This window comes from Flavobacterium aestivum (assembly GCF_026870175.2).
In the GTDB taxonomy this organism is placed as follows: Bacteria; Bacteroidota; Bacteroidia; order Flavobacteriales; family Flavobacteriaceae; genus Flavobacterium; species Flavobacterium aestivum.
Genome location: NZ_CP113977.2, coordinates 1,729,602 through 1,751,737, shown reverse-complemented (window position 1 = coordinate 1,751,737; position 22,136 = coordinate 1,729,602). Strand labels below are relative to the sequence as shown.

Annotated in this window: 17 protein-coding genes; 9 read left to right on the top strand and 8 right to left on the bottom strand. The window is 33.1% G+C overall.

The genetic code is table 11. The annotated features are described in order from the left end of the window. Positions 1-155 precede the first annotated feature (155 nt). The 3 genes from OZP08_RS07680 to OZP08_RS07670 all read left to right on the top strand — a co-directional run bounded on the left by OZP08_RS07680 (position 156) and on the right by OZP08_RS07670 (position 2,238). Positions 156-590, top strand: a complete 435-nt coding sequence (locus OZP08_RS07680; protein WP_268849044.1) for an RrF2 family transcriptional regulator — start codon at positions 156-158, stop codon at positions 588-590. A gap of 63 nt (positions 591-653) precedes the next feature. Continuing rightward, entirely contained in the window at positions 654-1,382 is a 729-nt protein-coding gene (locus OZP08_RS07675; protein ID WP_281323388.1) for a hypothetical protein, read from the top strand. Between the two features lie 112 nt (positions 1,383-1,494). Then, positions 1,495-2,238 carry a DUF3667 domain-containing protein gene (locus OZP08_RS07670; RefSeq protein WP_281323387.1) on the top strand — a complete coding sequence of 248 codons (744 nt, stop codon included), beginning with the start codon at positions 1,495-1,497 and terminating at the stop codon, positions 2,236-2,238. Between the two features lie 52 nt (positions 2,239-2,290). On the opposite strand, the gene OZP08_RS07665 is transcribed toward OZP08_RS07670, so the two are convergent. Next, the gene (locus OZP08_RS07665) at positions 2,291-4,114 is read right to left on the bottom strand and encodes a hypothetical protein (RefSeq protein WP_281323386.1); all 1,824 of its coding nucleotides are present in this window, start codon (positions 4,112-4,114) and stop codon (positions 2,291-2,293) included. 255 nt (positions 4,115-4,369) lie between these two features. Between OZP08_RS07665 and nadA the strand changes: the two genes are divergently transcribed. Continuing rightward, positions 4,370-5,296 carry a quinolinate synthase NadA gene (gene nadA, locus OZP08_RS07660; RefSeq protein ID WP_268849040.1) on the top strand — a complete coding sequence of 309 codons (927 nt, stop codon included), beginning with the start codon at positions 4,370-4,372 and terminating at the stop codon, positions 5,294-5,296. A 3-nt stretch (positions 5,297-5,299) separates the two neighbouring features. Then, on the top strand, positions 5,300-6,838 hold the full coding sequence (gene nadB, locus OZP08_RS07655) for an L-aspartate oxidase (RefSeq protein WP_281323385.1): 1,539 nt from the start codon (positions 5,300-5,302) through the stop codon (positions 6,836-6,838). Positions 6,839-6,939: 101 nt separating this feature from the next. Here the strand turns inward: nadB and OZP08_RS07650 are convergent, their stop codons facing one another. The 6 genes from OZP08_RS07650 to OZP08_RS07625 form a co-directional block, all read right to left on the bottom strand. Next, complete coding sequence (locus tag OZP08_RS07650) at positions 6,940-7,551, bottom strand: WG repeat-containing protein (protein ID WP_268849039.1); 612 nt, start codon at positions 7,549-7,551, stop codon at positions 6,940-6,942. A gap of 133 nt (positions 7,552-7,684) precedes the next feature. Then, complete coding sequence (locus OZP08_RS07645; protein ID WP_268849038.1) at positions 7,685-8,434, bottom strand: hypothetical protein; 750 nt, start codon at positions 8,432-8,434, stop codon at positions 7,685-7,687. Positions 8,435-8,482: 48 nt separating this feature from the next. Then, complete coding sequence (locus OZP08_RS07640) at positions 8,483-9,538, bottom strand: hypothetical protein (protein WP_281323384.1); 1,056 nt, start codon at positions 9,536-9,538, stop codon at positions 8,483-8,485. A gap of 455 nt (positions 9,539-9,993) precedes the next feature. Further along, complete coding sequence (locus OZP08_RS07635; RefSeq protein ID WP_281323383.1) at positions 9,994-15,051, bottom strand: PKD domain-containing protein; 5,058 nt, start codon at positions 15,049-15,051, stop codon at positions 9,994-9,996. A gap of 637 nt (positions 15,052-15,688) precedes the next feature. Further along, on the bottom strand, positions 15,689-16,021 hold the full coding sequence (locus tag OZP08_RS07630) for an NIPSNAP family protein (protein ID WP_268849033.1): 333 nt from the start codon (positions 16,019-16,021) through the stop codon (positions 15,689-15,691). A 185-nt stretch (positions 16,022-16,206) separates the two neighbouring features. Then, entirely contained in the window at positions 16,207-16,809 is a 603-nt protein-coding gene (locus OZP08_RS07625) for a GNAT family N-acetyltransferase (protein WP_268849032.1), read from the bottom strand. Positions 16,810-17,166: 357 nt separating this feature from the next. On the opposite strand from OZP08_RS07625, the gene OZP08_RS07620 reads away from it, so the two are divergent. Continuing rightward, complete coding sequence (locus tag OZP08_RS07620) at positions 17,167-17,925, top strand: DUF5995 family protein (protein WP_268849031.1); 759 nt, start codon at positions 17,167-17,169, stop codon at positions 17,923-17,925. A gap of 87 nt (positions 17,926-18,012) precedes the next feature. Here OZP08_RS07620 and glgA read toward each other — a convergent pair whose 3' ends face one another. Next, entirely contained in the window at positions 18,013-19,239 is a 1,227-nt protein-coding gene (gene glgA, locus OZP08_RS07615) for a glycogen synthase (protein ID WP_281323382.1), read from the bottom strand. Between the two features lie 421 nt (positions 19,240-19,660). Here glgA and OZP08_RS07610 point away from each other — a divergent pair, with 421 nt between their 5' ends. From OZP08_RS07610 to OZP08_RS07600, 3 genes are all read left to right on the top strand, one after another. Then, on the top strand, positions 19,661-20,749 hold the full coding sequence (locus OZP08_RS07610; protein WP_281323381.1) for an AI-2E family transporter: 1,089 nt from the start codon (positions 19,661-19,663) through the stop codon (positions 20,747-20,749). A gap of 214 nt (positions 20,750-20,963) precedes the next feature. Then, positions 20,964-21,422 carry a type II toxin-antitoxin system RatA family toxin gene (locus OZP08_RS07605; RefSeq protein ID WP_281323380.1) on the top strand — a complete coding sequence of 153 codons (459 nt, stop codon included), beginning with the start codon at positions 20,964-20,966 and terminating at the stop codon, positions 21,420-21,422. 141 nt (positions 21,423-21,563) lie between these two features. After that, positions 21,564-22,061 (top strand): YdeI/OmpD-associated family protein, encoded by a 498-nt coding sequence (locus OZP08_RS07600; RefSeq protein WP_281323379.1) that lies wholly within the window; start codon positions 21,564-21,566, stop codon positions 22,059-22,061. Positions 22,062-22,136 lie beyond the last annotated feature (75 nt).

Genomic DNA, 22,136 nt, shown 5'->3' with positions numbered 1-22,136 from the left:
AATCAACATTTTATATAATTATTTGAATTAGACCTAACAGGTTTTAAAAACCTGTTAGGTCTGCTTTGAAAATATAAAATCATAGCATCAATCCTTGATTCAAATTATTAATTAGAAAATACGACTTATTTATTTAAATTTGTAAAAAACCAATTATGTTTTCTAAAACCTGCGAATACGGTATTCGAGCAACAATATTTATAGCCTCACAATCCTTTCAAAGCAAAAGGGTGGGTCTAAAAGACATTGCTGAAAAAATTGATTCTCCCGAAGCTTTTACAGCCAAAATTCTTCAAATATTATCCAAGAGCAATATTATTCGTTCCATAAAAGGTGTTGGAGGTGGTTTTGAAATTCCCAAAGAAACAATGAGCGAAATTAAGCTTTCACATATTGTTACTGCTCTAGAAGGAGATTCTGTTTTTACAGGTTGTGGTTTAGGTCTTAGCCAATGCTCTGAGGAACATCCCTGTCCGGTTCATGAAAAATTTAAATCCATTCGTAACGAATTGGCTTTTATGCTCGAAAATACAAATCTGGAGGAATTGGCCTTGGGTATAAAGACAGGTGATACTTTCTTGCGATACTAACAAAAGTAATCTTATATTTACATAATACTTTATTTTAAGACTCTAACTTAAACCCAAATTATTATGAATAAATCTAAGGAATCCAACTTAACTACTGCTTTAAAAGTAGATTACGAAGAAAAAAACACTATCTGGCTCACCAATAGTTTGACTCTACGAAAGATTATTGGTGTTTTGGGAATGGCAATGCCTCTGCTTTTATTTATATTCCTATACATTGCCAATGGATTGCCACACCCTTTAGAATCAATCAGTCATTATTATTACACAAGAGTGAGTGGTATTTTTGTTATAATCTTAAGTCTTTTGGCCATTTTTCTAATTGTTTACAAAGGCAAAGAACCTATTGATTTTTACATTTCCTTATTTGCGGGAGTTTTTGCACTCTTAGTGGTTCTATTCCCAACGAATAATATCACGGATATATGTTGTGATACTGCCAAAAAATATTCTGTTACCATTTTACCTATAAGCGATTTTAGAATGTATTTTCATTACACGGCTGCAGGATTATTTTTTTCATGTCTATCCTACATGTCTATCTTTTTGTTTACAAAATCAGACAAATCACCAAGTAAAAGAGGAACGCGAAAAAAAATTCGAAACCGAGTTTACAGAACTTGCGGCGTTTTGATGATTTTAGCTATGCTTATATTATTAGCCGATACTCTTAAAATTATAGATTCAAGTCATTTTAAAACATTCCCATTAATATTTTGGATGGAAACCTTGGCCATAGAAAGTTTTGGTTTTGCCTGGTTAGTCAAAGGAGAAACTCTTTTTAAAGACTAAAATAGGATCTATTCTCCTTATGCTTTTCTGGATACTCTTTAATAAATCTTTTATATTTACCTTTAAAAAAATTCTGCTTTCACTTTTTTACAAAGAATAAAAACGACAGAAAATGAATATCACTTGTAAAAACTGCCATCAAACTTATAAAGGACATTATTGCAGCAACTGTGGGCAAACTGCTGAAACGCACCAACTCAATTTGCATTTCTTATTGCATGATTTACAACATGGACTATTTCATTTTGATAGCGGAATAACCTATACTGGTAAACAATTATTCACCAGACCTGGTCATTCGATTCGTGAATTCATTGAGGGAAAAAGAGTCAAACATTTCAAACCTATTTCTTTAATAATAGTTTTGGCAACAGTTTATATTGCATTAATTCATCTGCTTCATATTGATCTATTTCCAAAAACTGAGCAAAGCACAATTTCCGATTATAGCATTACGGTTGAAAAACTTAAAGAATGGCTGACATCTCATTTTGCTTGGATAACGTTACTCAGCATTCCTTTACATACTATCGGGACTGCTATTTGTTTTAGAAAACAAGGTTATAATTTTATAGAATATTTTATACTCAACACCTACAAAGCGGCACAAAAATTATATATCTCTATACTTTTTATTCCTTTACTCTATCATTATAACGGAACTCCTGCTATCGAAACGGTATTCAGAACATTAATCCTAATTGATTTTGTCTTTTATTTTTGGACCAATGTTCAATTTTTCAATCATCTGTCAAAAACTAAAACATTCTTTCTGACACTGCTGACCCATATCATATTTTGGTTTCTACTGTTTTCCTTTTTAATTGCAGCAATACTTATTATGAACAAAGGATAAGAGAAACTAAACCAAAAAAATAGGCTTGATTATATCAAGCCTATTTCATTATTTAAACTGCTATTGCAGCTACTTGTTCCGGAATACAAAGATCCAACAGTTCCTCTTTATACTGCTTCAGCTGTTTTTCGATGTTTTGTTTACTTTTCTCAAACCAATCATTGGAAGCCATCAATGATTGATAATATTCAATTCCTTCATTCAGATTACTCTTGAAAGCTTTCAGTTTCTTTGTTTGAGCTGCTGTAATTTGCTCTGAAAATTCATTGATTTCGTTTTTTAGATAATCCATGTACATTTTCAATTCATTGATAATTACATTTGGACGTTCTTTGTTTCCCAATACGGAAGCATTTCCATAAATGTGTTTTACCATATCCAAAAGCGAAACTTCTTTATCAAAATAAGCCAAATTAGGTCCCGGACAAATAACTACTCCTTGAGGTTGTCCCTTTATTTTTATGTTGTTTTCAAGATAAGAGGCATTAGCCAAACCTACACAAAGGCATGCTTTCTCGGTAATGCTGTTTTTTCTCTTATCAAAAGCTTCTTTAGATAATGAATCCTTTTCGGTATTCAACTCTTCTAATTTTAAATCTTGATATTTCTTTGATGCGGGACACATACCTTTTGGTCCGTATTCTTTGCTCAAGGCCAAGAACTTTTTAGGGCATGAACTTCCTGCTTTATCTTCCTGAATGCGTTTTTGTTTATAATACTCATTCGTGGTTCCTTTTACTGCATTGAACGGAATTCCAAGAGGCGAAATATGGCTCAAATAGAAATCATCTTCTTTGGCTTTTTCCAATAATGTTCTGGTTTCTGCATCAACAGAAGTTGCTTCTGGAACCAACAAAAATGGAGACCCCCAACCTACTGAATCTACCTGATAATGTTCTAATAAAAAATCATGCTCTTCGGCAGTACCAACACCTCCTTGCACAGTAATCTTTAACTCCAAAGGAGTTTCTGGCACATGAAGCCCTTTTATATCCAATGCCTTAACCATCAATTCGTGGGCAGATTGAATTAATTGTTCTTTCTTTTGTTTGAACTCTTCCAAAATTGGCCCCAACAAATATCCATCTGTTGCAAAGGCATGTCCGCCACAATTTAGACCAGATTCTATTCTGTATTCAGAAACCCACAGTCCTTTTTTGGCCAAGAAATTCCCTTGAATCATAGCTGAACGAAAATCACTTACTTTCAAAATAATTTTCTTTTGTAATGTATTATTAACATCCGGATAGAAAGCAGTGAAATTTTCGAAATAAGCATACAGCCTAGGATTCATTCCCGCTGAAAGTACTACTGATGAAGATAAATTACTATTGGCAAAACCACGAAGTGAAGCATGGGCATCATTAAATTCAACCGCTAATTGCTCGTCTTTATTAAAATTGTCTTTATCTACTTTTGTCATGATATTGACATCGATCTCTCCTGCCGAAAGGTGATTTTCAAGATAATTCTTGATGTTATCCTTAAATGCTACTCCATCGTCGATTAGATTCTGCAACCCTTTTTTTATCTCCGATTTATTGGGCAACATAGCAATATAATTCTCTAAAGCTTGTTTGCTTTCTGCTAATTCTACTTTAAATTTTTCGAATTTTTGTTTTACGATAGTGTCCATCAAATTCAAATAAGAAGTCACACGTTCCGCACGGTAATCATGAATCTTCTCTGTAATTTCCTGGTATGGCATTTTGAATTTTTCACTATAAAAAGCATTCATTCTTTCTATTAAATCATCATCTATAATAGAAACTACAGAGGAGATTCCGTATTGTGCCACACGTATCGGGCTATCAATGGTATAAGCCAATCCCATTACTGGAATATGGAAAGTATGTAGCGGTTTTTTTGTTATCATGCGTTTTATTGGTTTAATGAACTTTCTGCAAATGTCAAAAAACTTATTAGCTTAAAACCTGATAAATATCATACTATAAAGAAACATATTAGGATACATTTGCAGATTTTAAAATGCCTAAAAACAGATATTTAACAAAAACCTCATTTTAGAATCTTTTCTATAGCTTTTAGAAAGAGGTACCTTCAAAGTTTTACCTTATCTTTGCAGAAAAAATAATCTTCAATTAAGAAAACACAATTAAAGTTTCTAAAAATGAAAAGTCTTAAAGAACGTATATTGGAATTGAAAAAAGAGAAAAATGCGGTAATCTTAGCCCATTATTATCAAGAATCCGATATTCAAGATGTTGCAGATTATGTAGGTGACAGCTTAGGATTGTCTCAAGAAGCCATGAAAGTTGACGCTGACATTATTCTTTTTGCCGGAGTTCATTTTATGGCCGAAACTGCCAAAATTTTAAATCCTACTAAAAAAGTAATTCTGCCTGATTTAAAAGCAGGTTGTTCCCTTGCCGAATCTTGCCCTCCTGATTTATTCAAAAAATTCACGGAAGCGCATCCCGATCATATCGTAGTTACTTATGTAAACTGCTCTGCCGAAGTAAAAGCATTGACAGACATTGTGGTTACTTCCTCTAATGCTGTCAAAATTGTACAGTCTATCCCAGAAGACAAACCTATTATTTTTGCCCCAGATAAAAATTTAGGAAAATATGTAATGGAGCAAACCGGTAGAAAAATGCTACTTTGGGATGGTTCTTGTGTGGTTCACGAAGCATTCTCGCTAGACAAGCTGATTGCTCTATACAAACAAAACCCAGATGCTCAAATTATTGCTCATCCTGAGTCTGAAACGCATATTCTAAAAACAGCAAACTATATAGGATCTACAGCGGGAATGATTAATTATGTAAAAACCAATCCTAGCAACAAATTTATCGTTGCAACCGAAGCTGGTATTTTGCATAAAATGAAACAAGAAGTTCCTAATAAAATCCTTATTCCAGCACCGTCTAACGAAGATAATACTTGTGCTTGCAGCGAATGTGGATATATGAAAATGAATACACTTCAAAAAGTATATGACTGTCTATTGAATGAAACTCCAGAAGTTAATGTTCCGGATGACATTAGAGAAAAAGCATTAATCCCAATAGAACGCATGCTCGAATTATCTTAATCAATGATTACAACCAATTATCTAGTTATAGGTTCAGGCGTTGCCGGATTGACATTTGCACTTAAAATGGCCAATCGTTTTCCTGAGAAAACCATTACCATTATTACCAAAGCCAACGCTGAAGAGTCTAACACCAAATATGCCCAAGGCGGCATAGCCATTGTTACTGATAAAACGGAAGATTCGTATCAAAAACACATTGAGGACACCCTTATTTGTGGTGACGGACTCTGTAATAAAGAAGTCGTAAAAATGGTTGTCACCGAAGGTCCAAAACGCCTGAAAGAACTGATAGAATGGGGAGCACAATTTGATAAAAATGCTAAAGGTGCTTTTGACTTAGGTAAAGAAGGTGGTCATTCCGAAAATAGAGTGGTACATCATAAAGACCAAACTGGTTCCGAAATTCAACGTGCTATTTTGGGACAGGTAATGCTCAAAGAAAACATTACTGTTTTGGATCATTACTTTGCCTTAGAGTTGATCACTCAAGATAATCGTTGCGTAGGAGCTTATGCTCTTGACGAAAAAACAAACGAGATAATTGCTTATCAATCCGATTTTACCTTATTGGCAACTGGTGGCATTGGCCATATATATGGTCACACCACCAATCCTATTATTGCCACAGGTGACGGAATTGCAATGGCCTATCGCGCTAATGCTGTCATAAAGGACATGGAATTTATTCAATTTCATCCAACTGCCTTATATGATAATACTACTGGTTCAAAATTTTTAATATCCGAAGCTGTTCGTGGTTTTGGTGCCCGGTTGAGAACCAAAAAAGGGGAATTATTCATGCATAATTATGATTCCCGAGGTGATCTTGCCTCTAGAGATATTGTATCACAAAGTATTGATTTGGAACTCAAAAAATCTGGTGACGAGTGTGTCTATCTAGACTGCACTCATCTAGAAATGGAAGCTTTTAAAAATCACTTCCCAATGATTTATTCCTATTGCAAAAAAGTAGGGGTTGACCTTGAAAAAGATTGGATTCCTGTTGTTCCTGCCCAACATTATTTATGTGGCGGAATTGTAGTAGATATCAACGGTAAGACTTCTATAGAAAATTTATTTGCTTGTGGGGAATGCTCCAGAACTGGATTACATGGCGCCAACAGACTGGCTTCAAACTCTCTATTGGAAGCTTTGGTTTACTCCGATAAAATTTACCATTATCTGGCAGAGAATCCATTTATTACCCCAAAAACAAAAACTATCATTCCTGAATGGGTTACCAAATCTAAAACAAAAATTGCTCCCGAATATATTGCCAAAATAAAAGCGAATCTACAGTTTTTGATGCGTCAAAACGCGGGAATCGTTCGGTTTGATTCAGATTTACTGAAAGCCAAAGAGCAACTCAAAATCATGCAAGACGAAATAGATGACACTATAAAAAATTATCTTGTTTGCACTGATTTATATGAATTGAACAATATGATAGACATTGGGAATCTTATCGTGCAACAATCTATTGACCGAAATGGGAATTCAGGTGGATTTGTAAAATATAAATCAAAGGACATTAAATAAGATACACAGAAAATAAATTCAAAAAAAGTCTCTCAACTGGAAATGTTGAGAGACTTTTTTAGTTCTGATGAGTTGATAAAATGTGATTAAAAGCATTCATTTTAATCTGGTCGTTTCCAATGTATTTTCTTTTGTATCTCTTCAAAAGTATAATCCCCCAATAGTATAATCCTTCCGCTTTCATCAATATATCCTTGCTTATCACACACTACTGAGTAATGATGACATCCATTTTCATCAACATGTTTATCCCAAGGAATTTTATCACAACTTTGTCCTATAATTGCTTTGCCTTTATGGAAAGAAGATGCTATTTCAAATTGAGGTTTTATAATGATCTTTCCTTTATAATCGGCAAATCCTATTTTATCATTTTCATCAACAATCCTTATTTTCTTCTCAATTATTTCATCTGGTGAAGGCTCACCAAAACTAGTATTATAAACCTCAAACAAAACATTTTCATTACTATCAATTGCTGACCACCCCTTTTCTCCTTTTATATGAAAAATCGCGAAGTACAGATAATCGTCAGCATTCATAGAAATAGTATATTTAGTACTATCCAGTTCTTTAATGGATTTCCCCTTTTCGTTAACCATATAATAAATGGTTTTCCCATTTCCTGTTTCTACTTCTTTTATCCTAAACTTCTCTTGCCCAAAAACATTTGAATAAATTGATAACAGCACTACAAATAAATAACATTTCATTTTTAAAGTATTTTTTAGGTATATTATTGGTATCATTAACATGTTCATTGCCCTCTTTTCATTTTTTAAACAATGCCAATCTTAAAGATTCAATTAAGCAATTCTATTTTTACGACAATTATCTAAAACATTATTACTTTTTTGATTCTATCCAATCTATTTTCAACAAATCAAATTTTCTTGTCTTTTTGTTAAACTGATATTTCAAGATATTCCCTTTTAAACAATCACCATTTTCGTTTTCTTTTAAGTAAAATGAATTGCTTATTTCTACATTTATTGCATTTTTAAAATTATACTCAAATCCAATTTTGTTATCGTCTAACAATTCAACACATCTGGAATTCTCTTTATCAATTAACAAATCTGTAAAAAAATCGCCGAACAAGTTCTCCATTTTTATATAGACTAATTTTCCATTATCATATTCAAAACATTTTATATCGTTTCCGTCTCCAACAATATCATCTGTTATTACAATGTAATTGCTTGGCTTTATTTCATAAATTGACAACGTCCAACGACCATCAACTACCTGAATTTCCATCGTATTAGGCTTAATCAATGCTATATTTGAAAAATGCTCATTAGTGCCAATTATACAATTGTTCTTTTTTATTGTTTTTACAAATTCCACTCTTTCATTTGCTTCCCATCCCCAACTTTCCATTGTACTGTCGGGCAAAACAGTCAAAATATCAAGTAAATCTTTATGTTCTTGATATTTTATTTTTAAGGTATCTTGGTATTTTGATGCACTTTCTGATTTTTTAATTTCATGAGTTCTATCAACTATTCTTTCGCTTTTTTCTAACTGTTCCTGTTTTTTATCATTACAAGAAATCAAAAAAAGAATTAAAAAAGTGTAAATTATACTTTTCATAGCGATCTTAAAAGAAGTTTATACAGTTAGTTATAGTAAATATTTGTTTCAGAATTTCACTTCATCAAGATTAATAATAGAAACCTCTTTTTCTGAACATTCATCATAAACTACTTTAATTTCATTTGTTGAAATAAACTCTACAGTTTTACCGCATCCTGTAACACAACTTTCTACATAAATCGGAAAATACAATTGCTTACTTTTATCATATCCTAAAATATTCCCTCGAGAAAAGTTTACTACTTTATAACGATTATTTTCTAAAATTCCCTCATCTTCAACAGCGCCTGTGAATTTAAAAATATCATCTTTATAATAAGTACTATATATTACTTCCGGAATATCTGAATGTCCATTTGCCAGGTGATTATCTGTTTTATTGTCTGTATACCATTTTTGCTCATAATTTTTATAATACGACTTATTTAGTTCTTTTTGAGAAGGATGGTAAATCCATTTGCTTTTATCAGCTAATTGGTAGAGAGCGTTTTTTATTTCGGGTTTTGAATCCAAATCTTTATTTTGAGAGAATTCTCCATCTATACATTCATCGCTACATCTCAAAGAATATTCACCACTATATAAAAGAGTATACGATTTAAAACTATCAATATCCAGCATAAAAAAAGTCACACTTACTTCTGTAACAGCATTGCCCATAAATTGTTCCCGAACCGACAGGAGAATAAAATCTTTATTTCCAATCCTCTTTTTTTCAAGACTTTTAGGATCTATCGCTGCATATGTAAATTCATTGGTGAGTAAGGTATCTTTTTGAATAAGTTTAAAATGCTTTTCAATTTTTTTATATTTTGAAACAAGAATAAAATTCTTATCCTCAGAAAGAAAAAACTTATTATCTCCATTTGATTTATTGGTCGAAATCCTTATTCCTTCAGAACTATTCTCATTGAATGCGGCATACAATGTGGTTAGACCATCTGTTTCAATTTCCTTTTCAAAATTGCTGCTGTATTTTTTTTCATTTTCATCCTGTCCGCTCTTTTGGCTTCTCGTTTGAGATTCTTTTTTCTCTGCATTATCCTTACAAGAAGATAAACCAACAGATAATAAAACAATAACTAATATAAATTTCTTCATTTGCTGTATTCTATAATATGGGGGTTCATATATTAAAAGTTTCCAAAACTTAGGAATGGTATTAATTTATCAAGAACTACAATCCTATTTTAACTACTACTTACGTTATAAAAGCAAGCTCATTGGATACTTCGTTTATTACTTTTAAAAAACAAATATACTGTATTTGTACTACAGAAAAATACTTCATTAGCTCTCTATGAGTAATTTCTTCATTCATTAATTTAAAAAAACAGCACTATGGAATTCCTTATGGAAATTGCTTCGCCGGTTTCTCGTTGGGCAAGTCCGAATGTAGAGAGGCTTTTTTGATTTATTTCATTTGTAAAATCCTTCCCAAAACAATTATCTCTATAGAAAGATACCATTACAATACTTGAAGGTATCATACAAAAAAACCGCCCTTTCTGGATAGAAAGAGCGGTCTTCAAAACTAATTATAAAAAGAACCTTATTTATTTCTTAATAACAATCTTCTTGCTAAAACTTTTGTCGGTAGTATTTACAATCACAACATACACACCATCTGTCAAGTGCGCAAGATCTAACTGAGTTGCTCTACCTTTATTTTCATTAGCAGTCTCGAAAACTAATTTCCCTACTGCATCAAAAATATTTACTTTGGTAATATCACTTTGAGTAGAGCTTATGTTTAACAAACCTTTGTTTGGGTTTGGAGACAATACAATATCATTTGTTTCGATTACATCGTCTACTTTGATATTATTTACCTCAACAACAGATTTTTGACTTACTAATTTTGCAGTAGTACAGTTTTGAGTTAAAATCCATTCAGACTCTTTTTCACTACTTCCAACTGAGTTAGTAACTTTAAGTTTGATTTTTACCCAAGTTCCGTTGTTAAATGGAAATACATAATTTGCATCCCTTGTTGTCTGCGTTGCTAAAGTCTCAGAATTAGGACCTATAAAAGTCCATAAATAAGTATTAGCATTGTCTACTGTTGAGGTATTTGCAAATACTGCAGATTGACCAATACAAATTCTTGATGGAATTGTAAATGATGCCACTGGCACTACTGATCCTTGTTGACCACCACCATTTGAACAAGTTTTTAACTGAATCCAATTAGAATATTTTAAATTGTTTCCTTTTGAATTAGTTACTGACAATGAAACCAATACCCATCCGGTTCCGCTACAAGTAATACTAGGATTTCTAAGTGCTGATGTTGTAATATTTGGTACAGCTCCTTGATCTCCTCTAAAAGCCCACAAATAAGTTAAATTACCACCTGTTGAACTGTCAGTAAAAGTAACTGATTGTCCAGAACAAATATCAGCAGGACTAGTGAAATTGGCAACTGGTACAGTTTCTACTTCACTTGCAGTAATATCAATCTCATTGCTAAAATCAGATAAATTATTAGCTGCATCTTTAGCTCTAACTTTGAATCTATAAGTGGTACCATTTACTAAACCTGTAGGTGTATAAGTTATATCATTGATAGAAGCTAATAGAACATTATCTCTGAAAATATCATAACCTGTAACTTGAACATTATCTGTAGAAGCTGTCCAATTAAGAGTAGTTCCTGTTTTTGATAAAACCGGAGTACTAGGTTTTTGTGTATCTGCACAAGTTTTTAACTGAATCCAATTAGAATATTTTAAATTGTTTCCTTTTGAATTTGTTACTGACAATGAAACCAATACCCATCCTGTTCCGCTACAAGTAATACTAGGATTTTTAAGTGCTGATGTTGTAATATTTGGAACGGCACCTTGATCTCCTCTAAAAGTCCATAAATAAGTTAAATTACCACCTGTAGAACTATCAGTAAAAGTAGCTGATTGTCCAGAACAAATCTCAGCAGGACTTGTAAAATTAGCAACTGGTGCAGTTTCTACTTCATTTGAAAAAGTAACATCAACCTCATTACTAAAATCAGATAAATTATTAGCTGCATCTTTAGCTCTAACTTTGAATCTGTAAGTTATTCCATTTACTAAACCAGTTGGTGTATAGCTGGTTCCGTTGATAGAAGCTAAAAGAACATTATCTTTGAAAATATCATAACCTGTAACTTGAACATTATCTGTAGAAGCTGTCCAATTAAGAGCAATTCCTGTTTTTGATAAAACTGGAGTACTTGGTTTTTGTGTATCAACTGGACATTGGTCTACATAAATCCATGGTGAAGTAAATACCTGACTGGTTCCTCTAGAATTCGAAACTGTCAATGTAGTCATTGCCCATCCTATTCCACCATAAGTAACACTTGGATTTTTAAGAGTTGATGTTGTAATACTTGGAACGGCACCTTGATCACCTCTAAAAGTCCACGAATAAGTCAAAGTACCTCCACCTACTGAAGTATTATTAAATGTAGTTGACTGTCCTACACATATCTTATTAGGTGATGTAAAAGAAGCTACTGGAGCCATCACTTCGTTCGTAACTTTTACATTGTCGATATAAATATTATTTCCATAAGCAGGAGTGTTTCTAAACGCTACAATAACATTCGGATTACCAATGTAAGCCGTTAAGTCTACTGAACATTGTCTCCATTCATTATCATAATTTGGATAAAAACTACTGTTATTATTTCCTGCTGTTGCAAGATTTATACCTTTTACTTCATAACTGGTTTTAGTAAAAGTATAACCACAATCAGTAGACACCAATACCGTTAATCCATCATCCGCATTATTGTAAGCATAGGCTAAATCAAAGTTTAACAATGCTGCATTAGCTCTGGAAAGGTCAATTCCCGGTGTACGTAATTCATCTTGTTCTACAACTTGATTATTTACAAAATCAGGACTTCCATAGTAATTATAGTAAGCAAAAGATTTTTTAGTCGCTTCGTTACCTCTTCCGTAGTTTCTTTGTAACCATGTTTTGCTTGGGTCGTTTGTATTCAGAACCGTCCATCCTTCTGGCAATCCATTCCCTTGGAAGTCTTCAGTAAATGGAAGAGATTTTCCTGCTATTTTAGCCAATACTGGTACTCTTGCAGAAGGAACGCCATTATCTGTTGCTACAACATAGTATGTAGTTGTTTGGGTAATATTAGTTGTAAAAGAATTACCTGTTGCAATTGGAGATCCTCCTGTTTCTACATTATACCATGCCAAAGTACCAGATGTTGCAGTAGCACTTAAAGTTACTGGTCCAGCTCCACATCTTGAACCTTCTGTAGTACTTATAATTTTAGGCTGTCCTATAACATCAAATTTAATAGATACTGGATATGCATTACCATATTGTGCATTACCCGCTTGTACTGCAACAATTTCTACAGGACCCGGAATACCTGTTAGGGTCACTATTCCTGTAAGTGAATTGATTGTTACAGGTCCTGAAACTCTAAAATAATCTACTGGCAAACCAGAAGTACTGGTACCATTTAAAGCAAAACTTGTTTCTGATAAATATTTATTGGCAACTGGCGGTACTGTTATAGTCTGCTGAAGCAAATCTGTACATCTTTGATAAATATTTTTTTGCAGTGTACTTACTGCACCATTACGATCTGTTATTTTTACTACTACTTGGAACCAATAAGTAGCACCTTCTCCACAACCTCCTTCAGGCTCTAATAAAAATGTACCTGATTTTGTTGTGATTTTACTACCTGCGTGTACGTGACTGTTATGATGTCTGTTCAAAGACCATTCATAAGTAAGATCAGTGGCTGCATCATGATCATCATATGCATTAGTATCAAAAGTTACGTTTAAAAACCTTGGATATCCTGTACCTATACCAATACTATTTACTTCATTGTTATTACTGTCTTTGATTATAATAGCCGGAATTACCGGAGGTAAATTATTTAAATTCACTCTCAATGTAGTCGTACCAACATTATTATGAGGATCTCTTACTGTAAGTGTAACAGTTCTATATTCTGGCGCATTGCCACCTGTTGTAAATGTATGTGCAGGATTAATCAATGTAGAAGTCTGTCCGTCTCCAAAATCCCAGAAATAAGAAAGTTGTACGTCATCAGCATCATACGATTGATCGCTGTATAATTGTACACTAATACTATTTGTAGCTGAAGAAGTTGGCGAAGATGTTCTAATATTTGCCACCGGAACTGCATTTCCTGCCAATTTTAAACGGCATATACTTCCTGTGTAATCTACTGCGTAGATATAACCATCATAAGGATTGGTTTGCAAACTCACAACACCTCCACGGGTACCTGCTCCTATAATACCTTTTGGATTTTCGAAATCCACAACCCCATTAACTCCATTATACAAAATTGCTCTTACTTTGTCTTGAGTATAATCTGCTACCAGAACTGCATTATCAAGAAGATTATTATATCTGTCATTTATAATTCCGTCTGGATAAAAAGTATTCCCGGTAGAAGAGGTACCTTCATAATTTGGTGAGTTATTTAGGGCTGTCACAAGTACTGGCTGACCATTTACTCTTATTTTCCCAACATTACCATTTTCTACTGGGTTAAATGGATGAGGCCATGAATACAAAGGACTTCTAAAATTAACGGCTGGTACTGGAAGAGGGTAAGCTATTTGTCCGTTTACTCTTCCGCGATCAAAACCTTCGTAATAAGGCCATCCTCCGTTATCCGCAAAATTGGTATAAAGAGCCACTTCTTCCCAAGTGTTCTCTCCTGTATCACTTATCAATACAAAACCAGGGTGGTTAGCTCCTAAAGCAGTATTAGGAATACATGTTGCTCTATAAGGATTTCTCAACCCACTGGCATACATAATAGATTTAGGGCTTTTTGGAATAGAAGCATCATAATAAGGATTACTAGGAATACCTTCTCCTGTTTCTTTATTTAGACGCAATATTTTACCACTAAATGAATTGATGTTCTGAGATCTAAGCTGTAATAGATTAGACATTTCCTGTGTAATAACTCCTCTGGAAATACCCTCTGGACCATAAGCATCTCCTAAGGAACCATCTCCCACTGTAAGCATCAACGAACCATCGTTCCCAAAGAAACAACTACCCACACCATGTGTAATACCCATAATAGGTGGTCCATCTCCTTTTACAGCTCCTAGCAAGACTTTTCTGGAATTCAAATCGGCAACTCCGTTAATTACCGTATAACGAGTACATCTTCCTTGTGTAGCTCCAGCAGAATCTTTTGGAATTCCTGGTTCATTATACAAAACAGAACGCTCTACTGAGTACCATAGGTAAACATATCCGTTACTCGCAAATTGAGGATCCAGAGCAAATCCCAATAATCCGTGATCGTCTAAGTTGTATACCTCATCCGATAAATCAATCAATGGCGTAGAACCAGTCCTTTCTTGATTTGGTGCAATTCGCCAAATCCTTCCAGACTTTTCCCAGACATAAAGATTGTTTTGGGCATCAAAAACAGAACCAACTGCCTGATCGAATCCCGATTTGTAAACTTCGTAGGTAAACGAAGGGGGGGCTTGTGCATCAACTTTTAGAATACCGAGTCCTATAACAAAGAACAAGGATAGCGAAAACTTGATGTCATAAAGCTTTTTCAAAAATAAAGAATGCTTCATAAATTATAAGTTTAATATTAATAAATAGATATCTTTTGTAAATAAAAGACTTCGTAAAGTTACGTAAAACACCTTTACATCAAATCAATATTTATGTTAATATTTCATCATTTAATTATAATCTCAATTTTCGCCATTCACTTTATTTTTCATCAAGTATTGATTTTACTGGATTAAAACCCAATAAAATCGCAAAAAACAAACTTTTTGACATCTAAAATATTACAAATTATATTTTATAAGAAAATAAGTCAAAAATAAATATTCTATTTTTTGATACTATATTATCTTTTGAATTTATTTTACCATTTAAAGCAATTGATTATATATTTAGTAATAAATTACACTTAAAAAAATACATTCAAAAAAAATAACAAAATATTTAAATGATTACTTCAAGAGGCAAAATAAACCAGCAATACTATCTTACCCACTTAGTTTTTTATCAAAAAGACTCAAAATGAGGAGCAAACGAGCTTATTTTAAAAAAAAAGCGCGCAGACAAGACCTCTTCTCTCAAAAAACAGTATGCCAATAGCTCAGATTTAAGCAAAAAAAAGCCCTGAAACTTATTCGTTCAGGGCTCAAATTCTATTTTAATTTAATTGACAATAAGTCTTTTTAATTCATTTTTTCTTTATTCTAAATCGCTCGATAATCTAGTTATCGATAGTTTTTCATTTTCTATTACTACCGTATTATAGGTCTCAATACAATTCATTACGGAATCATTTGGTCCGTTGATCCATTCATCACTACCGTAGAACTCCTCTTGACTTTTTTTACGTTGTTCAACACTATCATAACCTCTTATAACATAAAAACTTTCATTATCGACTAATGACAGGCCATAATCTACCACATTTACTTTCCACCGTTTTAACATTGGCAAGCCTACTTCTATAAATATTTTTTGAAAGTCTTCACTTAACCCTTTTTTTAATTTGTATGTTCGAATTTCTGTTACCATTTTAGTTGATTATTTTAAGTTAATGTACAGTTAGACTCCTTTGTTATAAATTGTTACATTTTCTGTACTAATTATCTCAAATAAAACTTTTCTCAAACGCAAACTTTATCGATCCTATTGAATACTACTTCGGAAATTTTAATAAATTCAGATAGAGCTAATATTTTTTATTCAAAACTTCTGAATTAAACTTTCACAGCTATTTGTTCCTCAATACTCTCCTTTGCTTTTTCCCATTCATTATTCAAAATACTGTAAAAAGCCGTGTTTCTTGGTACTCCATTAGGTTCGATTTTATCTTTTCTCAAAATTCCTTCAAACACTCCGCCAATCTTTTCTATTGCTCTTCTTGATCGCAGATTATTATCTTTTGCCCTAAACTGAACTCTATTCGCTTCTAAAGTTTTAAAACAATAGTCTAGTAATAACAATTTGCTTTCTAAGTTTACGGTTGTTCCCCAAAACTCTTTCATAATCCAGGTAACCCCTATTTCTATTTTCTTGTCATTGGGACATATTTCAAGTAATCTTGTAGTTCCTATAATTGTATTAGAACTTTTGTGAATTATTACAAAAGGATAAACGCTCCCGTTCTCTCTTTCATTCAAAGCACTATTGAAATTTGGATAAAAAATTTCCTTAACAGAATAATCTACAGATGTTAGTTCCCAGATTTCTTTATTAGATGCCGCAAGAAACAAACTATCTAAATGTGCTGACTCCAAAGGAATCAATTCTACTTCATTGCCTTTTAAAATTACAGGATGATGAATCCAATTGTTTTTCATGTTCTTTTTTATTTTAAATTATTGGTCAGCACTTGTAAATCTTGAAGACATACAGCCAAGCCGTTTTTTATTATTTCGAACGTAAATATATACAGATTTAAACTACAACAAAGACACTTCTTCTAAAAAATCAATAGTGCCGAATGACTTGTAGAAACAACTATCAATGACAATCAAATAACAAATTTCACAAATGAAATACGTAAGAAAAAACAGCTTAACAAACCGAAAAATGAATTATATTCGCCACCATAATTTTTCGGTTTAAGCTTCTATAAAAACATCGAACTAAATATTGTTTTGATTTTAGACTTGACCCATAGCATAATTCAACACAGCATTAAAAAATCGATGAGTATGAAACAAGCCAACACCATAGAGGAAGTCATTCAGTTTTTGGATGAAATAATAGAAACATCAAAACAAGAACAAAGTGCCATAGGTTTATTTACCGCATTGTATCGAGAAGTAACTTATAAGATAAGAGATGGAATCGCCAATGGTTTGTTTCAAGATGGACCAAGAATGGAAAAACTGGATGTTATTTTTGCTAATCGGTATTTAGACGCCTATTATCAATACCAAAAAAACGAAAAACCTTCCGGGTGTTGGGAATTCTCTTTTCAAAAAACCGAAATCTTTTGGCCTATCGTTGTGCAACATCTATTACTCGGAATCAACGCTCACGTAAATCTAGATCTGGGAATAGCCTCTGCCCGTGTTAGTACTGTAGAAAACATTGAAACCTTAAAATCAGACTTCGATCAAATCAATACCATTCTTAGTGATCTCGTGGCTAACGTAGAAAAAGCCTTAACTAAAATTTGGCCTGCTATGACTATTGTTTTAAAAGTATTGGGTAAAATTGACAATATCGTTATTGACTTTAGCATGAAAACTGCAAGAGATGGCGCTTGGAAATTTGCTAATGAGTTTGTGGCTCTTCCGGAACATCAAAGAGAAGCCACCATACAGGAGAGAGATGTCAAAATCACTGAAGTAGCCCGATTAATTTCAAATCCTGGATATTTTGTTAGTAGTGCTTTCAAATTCATACGTTTATTTGAAAGAGGAACCGTTTCTAAAAAAATAATTTATTTAGAGGAAATTGAATAAAAATTATAACCACAAAGTGTACATTGAAAATCTCAAGGCTCACAAACCTTTGCAAATATTTTGTACACTTTGTGGTTAGACATTTATTTAAACCTGTTCTTTTTGAAATCTGGCAATTACTTCCTGATAATAGCAAAACGTTATTCTAGCTATAGATTCCCAGTTAAATTGTTTTAAAACACGAACTCGCCCCGCTTTACCCATAGTTGTTGCTAATTTTTCATTATCCAGCAATATATTCACTTTCGCAGCAAATGCTTTCTCAAAACTTCTCGGGTCAGTTGGATTAAGATCTGTCCTCGAAAAACTTTCAAACGGAATCAAAAATCCTGTTTCTCCTTCTACCACTATTTCAGGAATTCCGCCCACATGACTTCCCACTACTGGTGTTCCGCATGCCATAGCTTCTAGATTGATAATTCCAAAAGGTTCATACAACGAGGGACAAGCAAAAACTCTGGCATGACTATATAACACTTTGACTTTTTCACGAGGCAGCATTTCTGCAATTAAAATCACCCCATCTCTTTTCGCCTTAAGCTGATTAATAAGCATTGCAGTTTCAACAGCAATTTCATCAGTATCGGGAGCACCGGCACAAAGTACAATTTGACAATTTCTATTAAAATGTTGAGCTGCTTCTACTAATAACGAAATTCCTTTTTGACGTGTAATTCGACCTACAAAAAGCACAAACGGAATATTTGGATCAATCCCGTATTCTGCCAATATATTATCATCAAAAGTTGGTTTGTAAAACTCAGAATCAATTCCGTTATGGATTACAGTAACTTTATTGGGATCTACTCCATAGGCTTCAATGACATCTTTTTTCATTTGTTCGCTTACCGCTATCACACCATCCGCAGTTTTATAGGCATTGGCTTCAAGCCATCTGGACATAAAATAGCCATTCCCTAATTGTTCATATTTCCAAGGGCGATGTGTTTCTAAACTATGCGCTGTCAATATCAACGGTACTTGCAATAATTCTCTGCTAAAGACTCCCGCCAAATGCGTATACCAAGTATGGCAATGAATAATATCTGCATCTGGAGTCGCTTGTGCCATCTCGACATTTCTACTTAAATTATGAAACATCTTAATGTGCTCGTTTTCGGGATCATCACTCTTATTCAAACAAGAATTAATTCCTTCAATATGCATGGATCCCTTGTCTTCATTTTGGTCACCAAAACACTTAACTTCAACTTGAGTTAGTTTAGCCAATTCTTGACTTAAAAAATCAATATGAACTCCAGCTCCACCATAAATATTAGGCGGAAATTCATTAGAATAAAGCGCTATTTTCATATGCAAATAATTTTTGTTTTTTATCGAATATGGAATTTACACATCTTTATTGACCATTACCAATCAATTTTACAATATACACATTGCATCTAATCCCTTTTATAGCTTATAGAATTTGATCTAACTGAAATATACTGATTAAATCCTTGATCTACACAAAAATATCAATCTAGTAAAAATACGAAACCGAGATTTAATTCATCTGGTAACAAACCATTTTTTTGGAAAATTTTAGCATAAAAAAGTAGCTTCTCACTCCCTAATTTAAAAGTATGTAACCAACCGAGGTTAAATTAGTATTTCAAAAACCATAAATTTATCACAAAAGACATCATTATTTAATACTGATAATTACTACAATTTAACTAGATTAGCTTAATAATAATTTTCTGTTTTTTTATTCATCAAAAAATATCCGCTTATGAATCAAAACAACTCAAATTTCAACAGTTTTAATTTCGAAAAAATAGCAGACACCATTATACGCCTTGGAGTACTATTTTTGTTAATCGGTTGGTGTTATGACATCCTGAAACCCTTTGTTTTAATCATTGTATGGGCTATTGTTATTGCCGTGGCTATGAGTCCCATATACGAATCGATAGTTAAAATATTTAGAGGCAAAAAGATTTTTGCCATTATTTTTATGGCTTTACTATTAATCAGCATTTTAGTAATTCCCAGCATATTGGTAACCCAATCCTTATATGAAGAGATCAATAACTTTACCACTTCCTACCAATCAAACGGGCACCTGATTCCACCACCGGGAGAAAGCACCAAGAACTGGCCCACTATCACGAAACCCATACTAGAGATTTGGCAAACTGCCTCAGTAGACGTTTCTAAGGTCATAATTAAATATTCTGACCAGTTAAAAGTAGTTGGCGAATGGTTATTACTTGCCTTGGCAGGAATAGGAAAAGGCATCTTACAATTCATCATATCCATTATCATTGCTATGGGATTATTATTGTATTCTGAATCCTTAACATCGGTTTCTAAAAATATCTTCATCAAATTAATAGGTAAAAATGGCGAACACTACGCTTTTATCACCGTTGCCACCATTCGCAATGTTGTAAAAGGATTTTTGGGAGTAGCCTTAATTCAATCATTAATGGTTGGAGTAGGATTCTTTTTAGCAGGCGTACCTTTTGCTGGAATTTTTACTATTATCTGTCTTATCCTTGCTACCATACAAGTAGGTATTGGTCCTATTGCCATTCCTGTTGTTATCTATATGTTTTCGGTTACCGATACTACTACAGCTACTATTCTTGCCATTTGGATAGGTATCACCTTGGTTTCTGATAATATCCTGAAACCAATCTTTTTGGGAAGAGGGAATCCACCTGCTCCAATGCTCGTAATATTTCTTGGCGCCATTGGAGGTTTCATATACAACGGATTCATTGGCTTATTCCTAGGTGCTGTTATCCTGACCTTGGGCTATAAATTTTTCCTTTCCTGGATAGAAATGATTGAACCCGAAAAAGTAGAAGAATAGTACAATAATCATAAGATTCAATAAAAATTGTAAACCCTAGCTATCATCAATAAAAAAATAAAGCTTAACTTCATCACAAACCATAAGATGAAACAACATAATGCAATAACATTTGAAGCAAAAATTGAAATTATCGGAGTGAATCCGCTCGCAAACATATCGTAAATTTTCTCTCGAAAACATAACACCGATTTGTAATCATACCTTAGAATAAATGAAAGCCACAAAATTTACAGAATCTATATTAATTCTCGAAAAACCAGAGTCTGTTTTCGATTATACTCAAAACTATAATAAACGGTTAAATTGGGATACATTTTTAAAAAAAGCAGACTTAATTGAAGGAGCTATCAAAGCAGAAAAAGGAGTTAAAGCATACTGTGTTGCTAAAAACGGAATGGGTATGGTAACCGAATATGTGACTTACAACCGACCAAAAGTCACTGCTATAAAAATGACCAAAGGACCTTTTATATTCAAATCCTTTTTAGGTTCATGGACATTTAATGAAATACCTAATGATAAAACAGAAGTAGTTTTTCTATATTCATTTTCGCTAAGATTTCCGTTTAACCTATTTACAAAATTTGCAAAGAATAATTTACAAACTAATGTAAAACAACGGTTAATAGATCTTAAAAAAAATATTGAGAATAAAAGCACAAAGAGATAATAGCTACTTAAGAGACGCATTAAACTACATTTTATTTTAGAAAAGCGCTCCCCGATCTCACGCTGCTACAGTAAATTTCTTCTCTAACCGATAACTCGAATTTAAATCATAAGCGTTCGAAATCGAACCATAATCCAAAAGATGAAACAACACAATACAATAACATTTGAAGCAAAAATTGAAATTATCGGGATAAACCCGTTCGTTTTTGTTCCCGATAAAATCCTCAAAAGCATTTTTGAGCAAGCAGGTAAGGACAAAGGCCACATTCCTATAAGAGGTACTATTAACAACCACCCATATAAACAAACTCTGGTGAAGTACAGTGGTGAATGGCGGCTATACATAAATACTACCATGCTAAAAAATTCCCCAAAACGAATTGGGGAAATCATTTCAATTACCGTTTCATTTGATCCTGAAAGCAGAGCAATTGAAATGTCTGATGATTTTGCAACAGCACTAAAAGCTAATCAAGAAGCAAATTTGGTCTTTGAACAATTATCCACTTCTCTACAACAGGAAATTATACGGTATTTATCAAGACTAAAAACCAAAGAAACCCTCGATAAAAACATCACAAGAGCCATAAACTTCCTGACTGGTAAAGAAAGATTTATAGGTAGAGAAAAGCCTTAATTCCTAAACAAAAAAATTGCCATTATTTCCTAATCACACAATAATGAGGAAATAATGGCAAAATTAATACTTAAG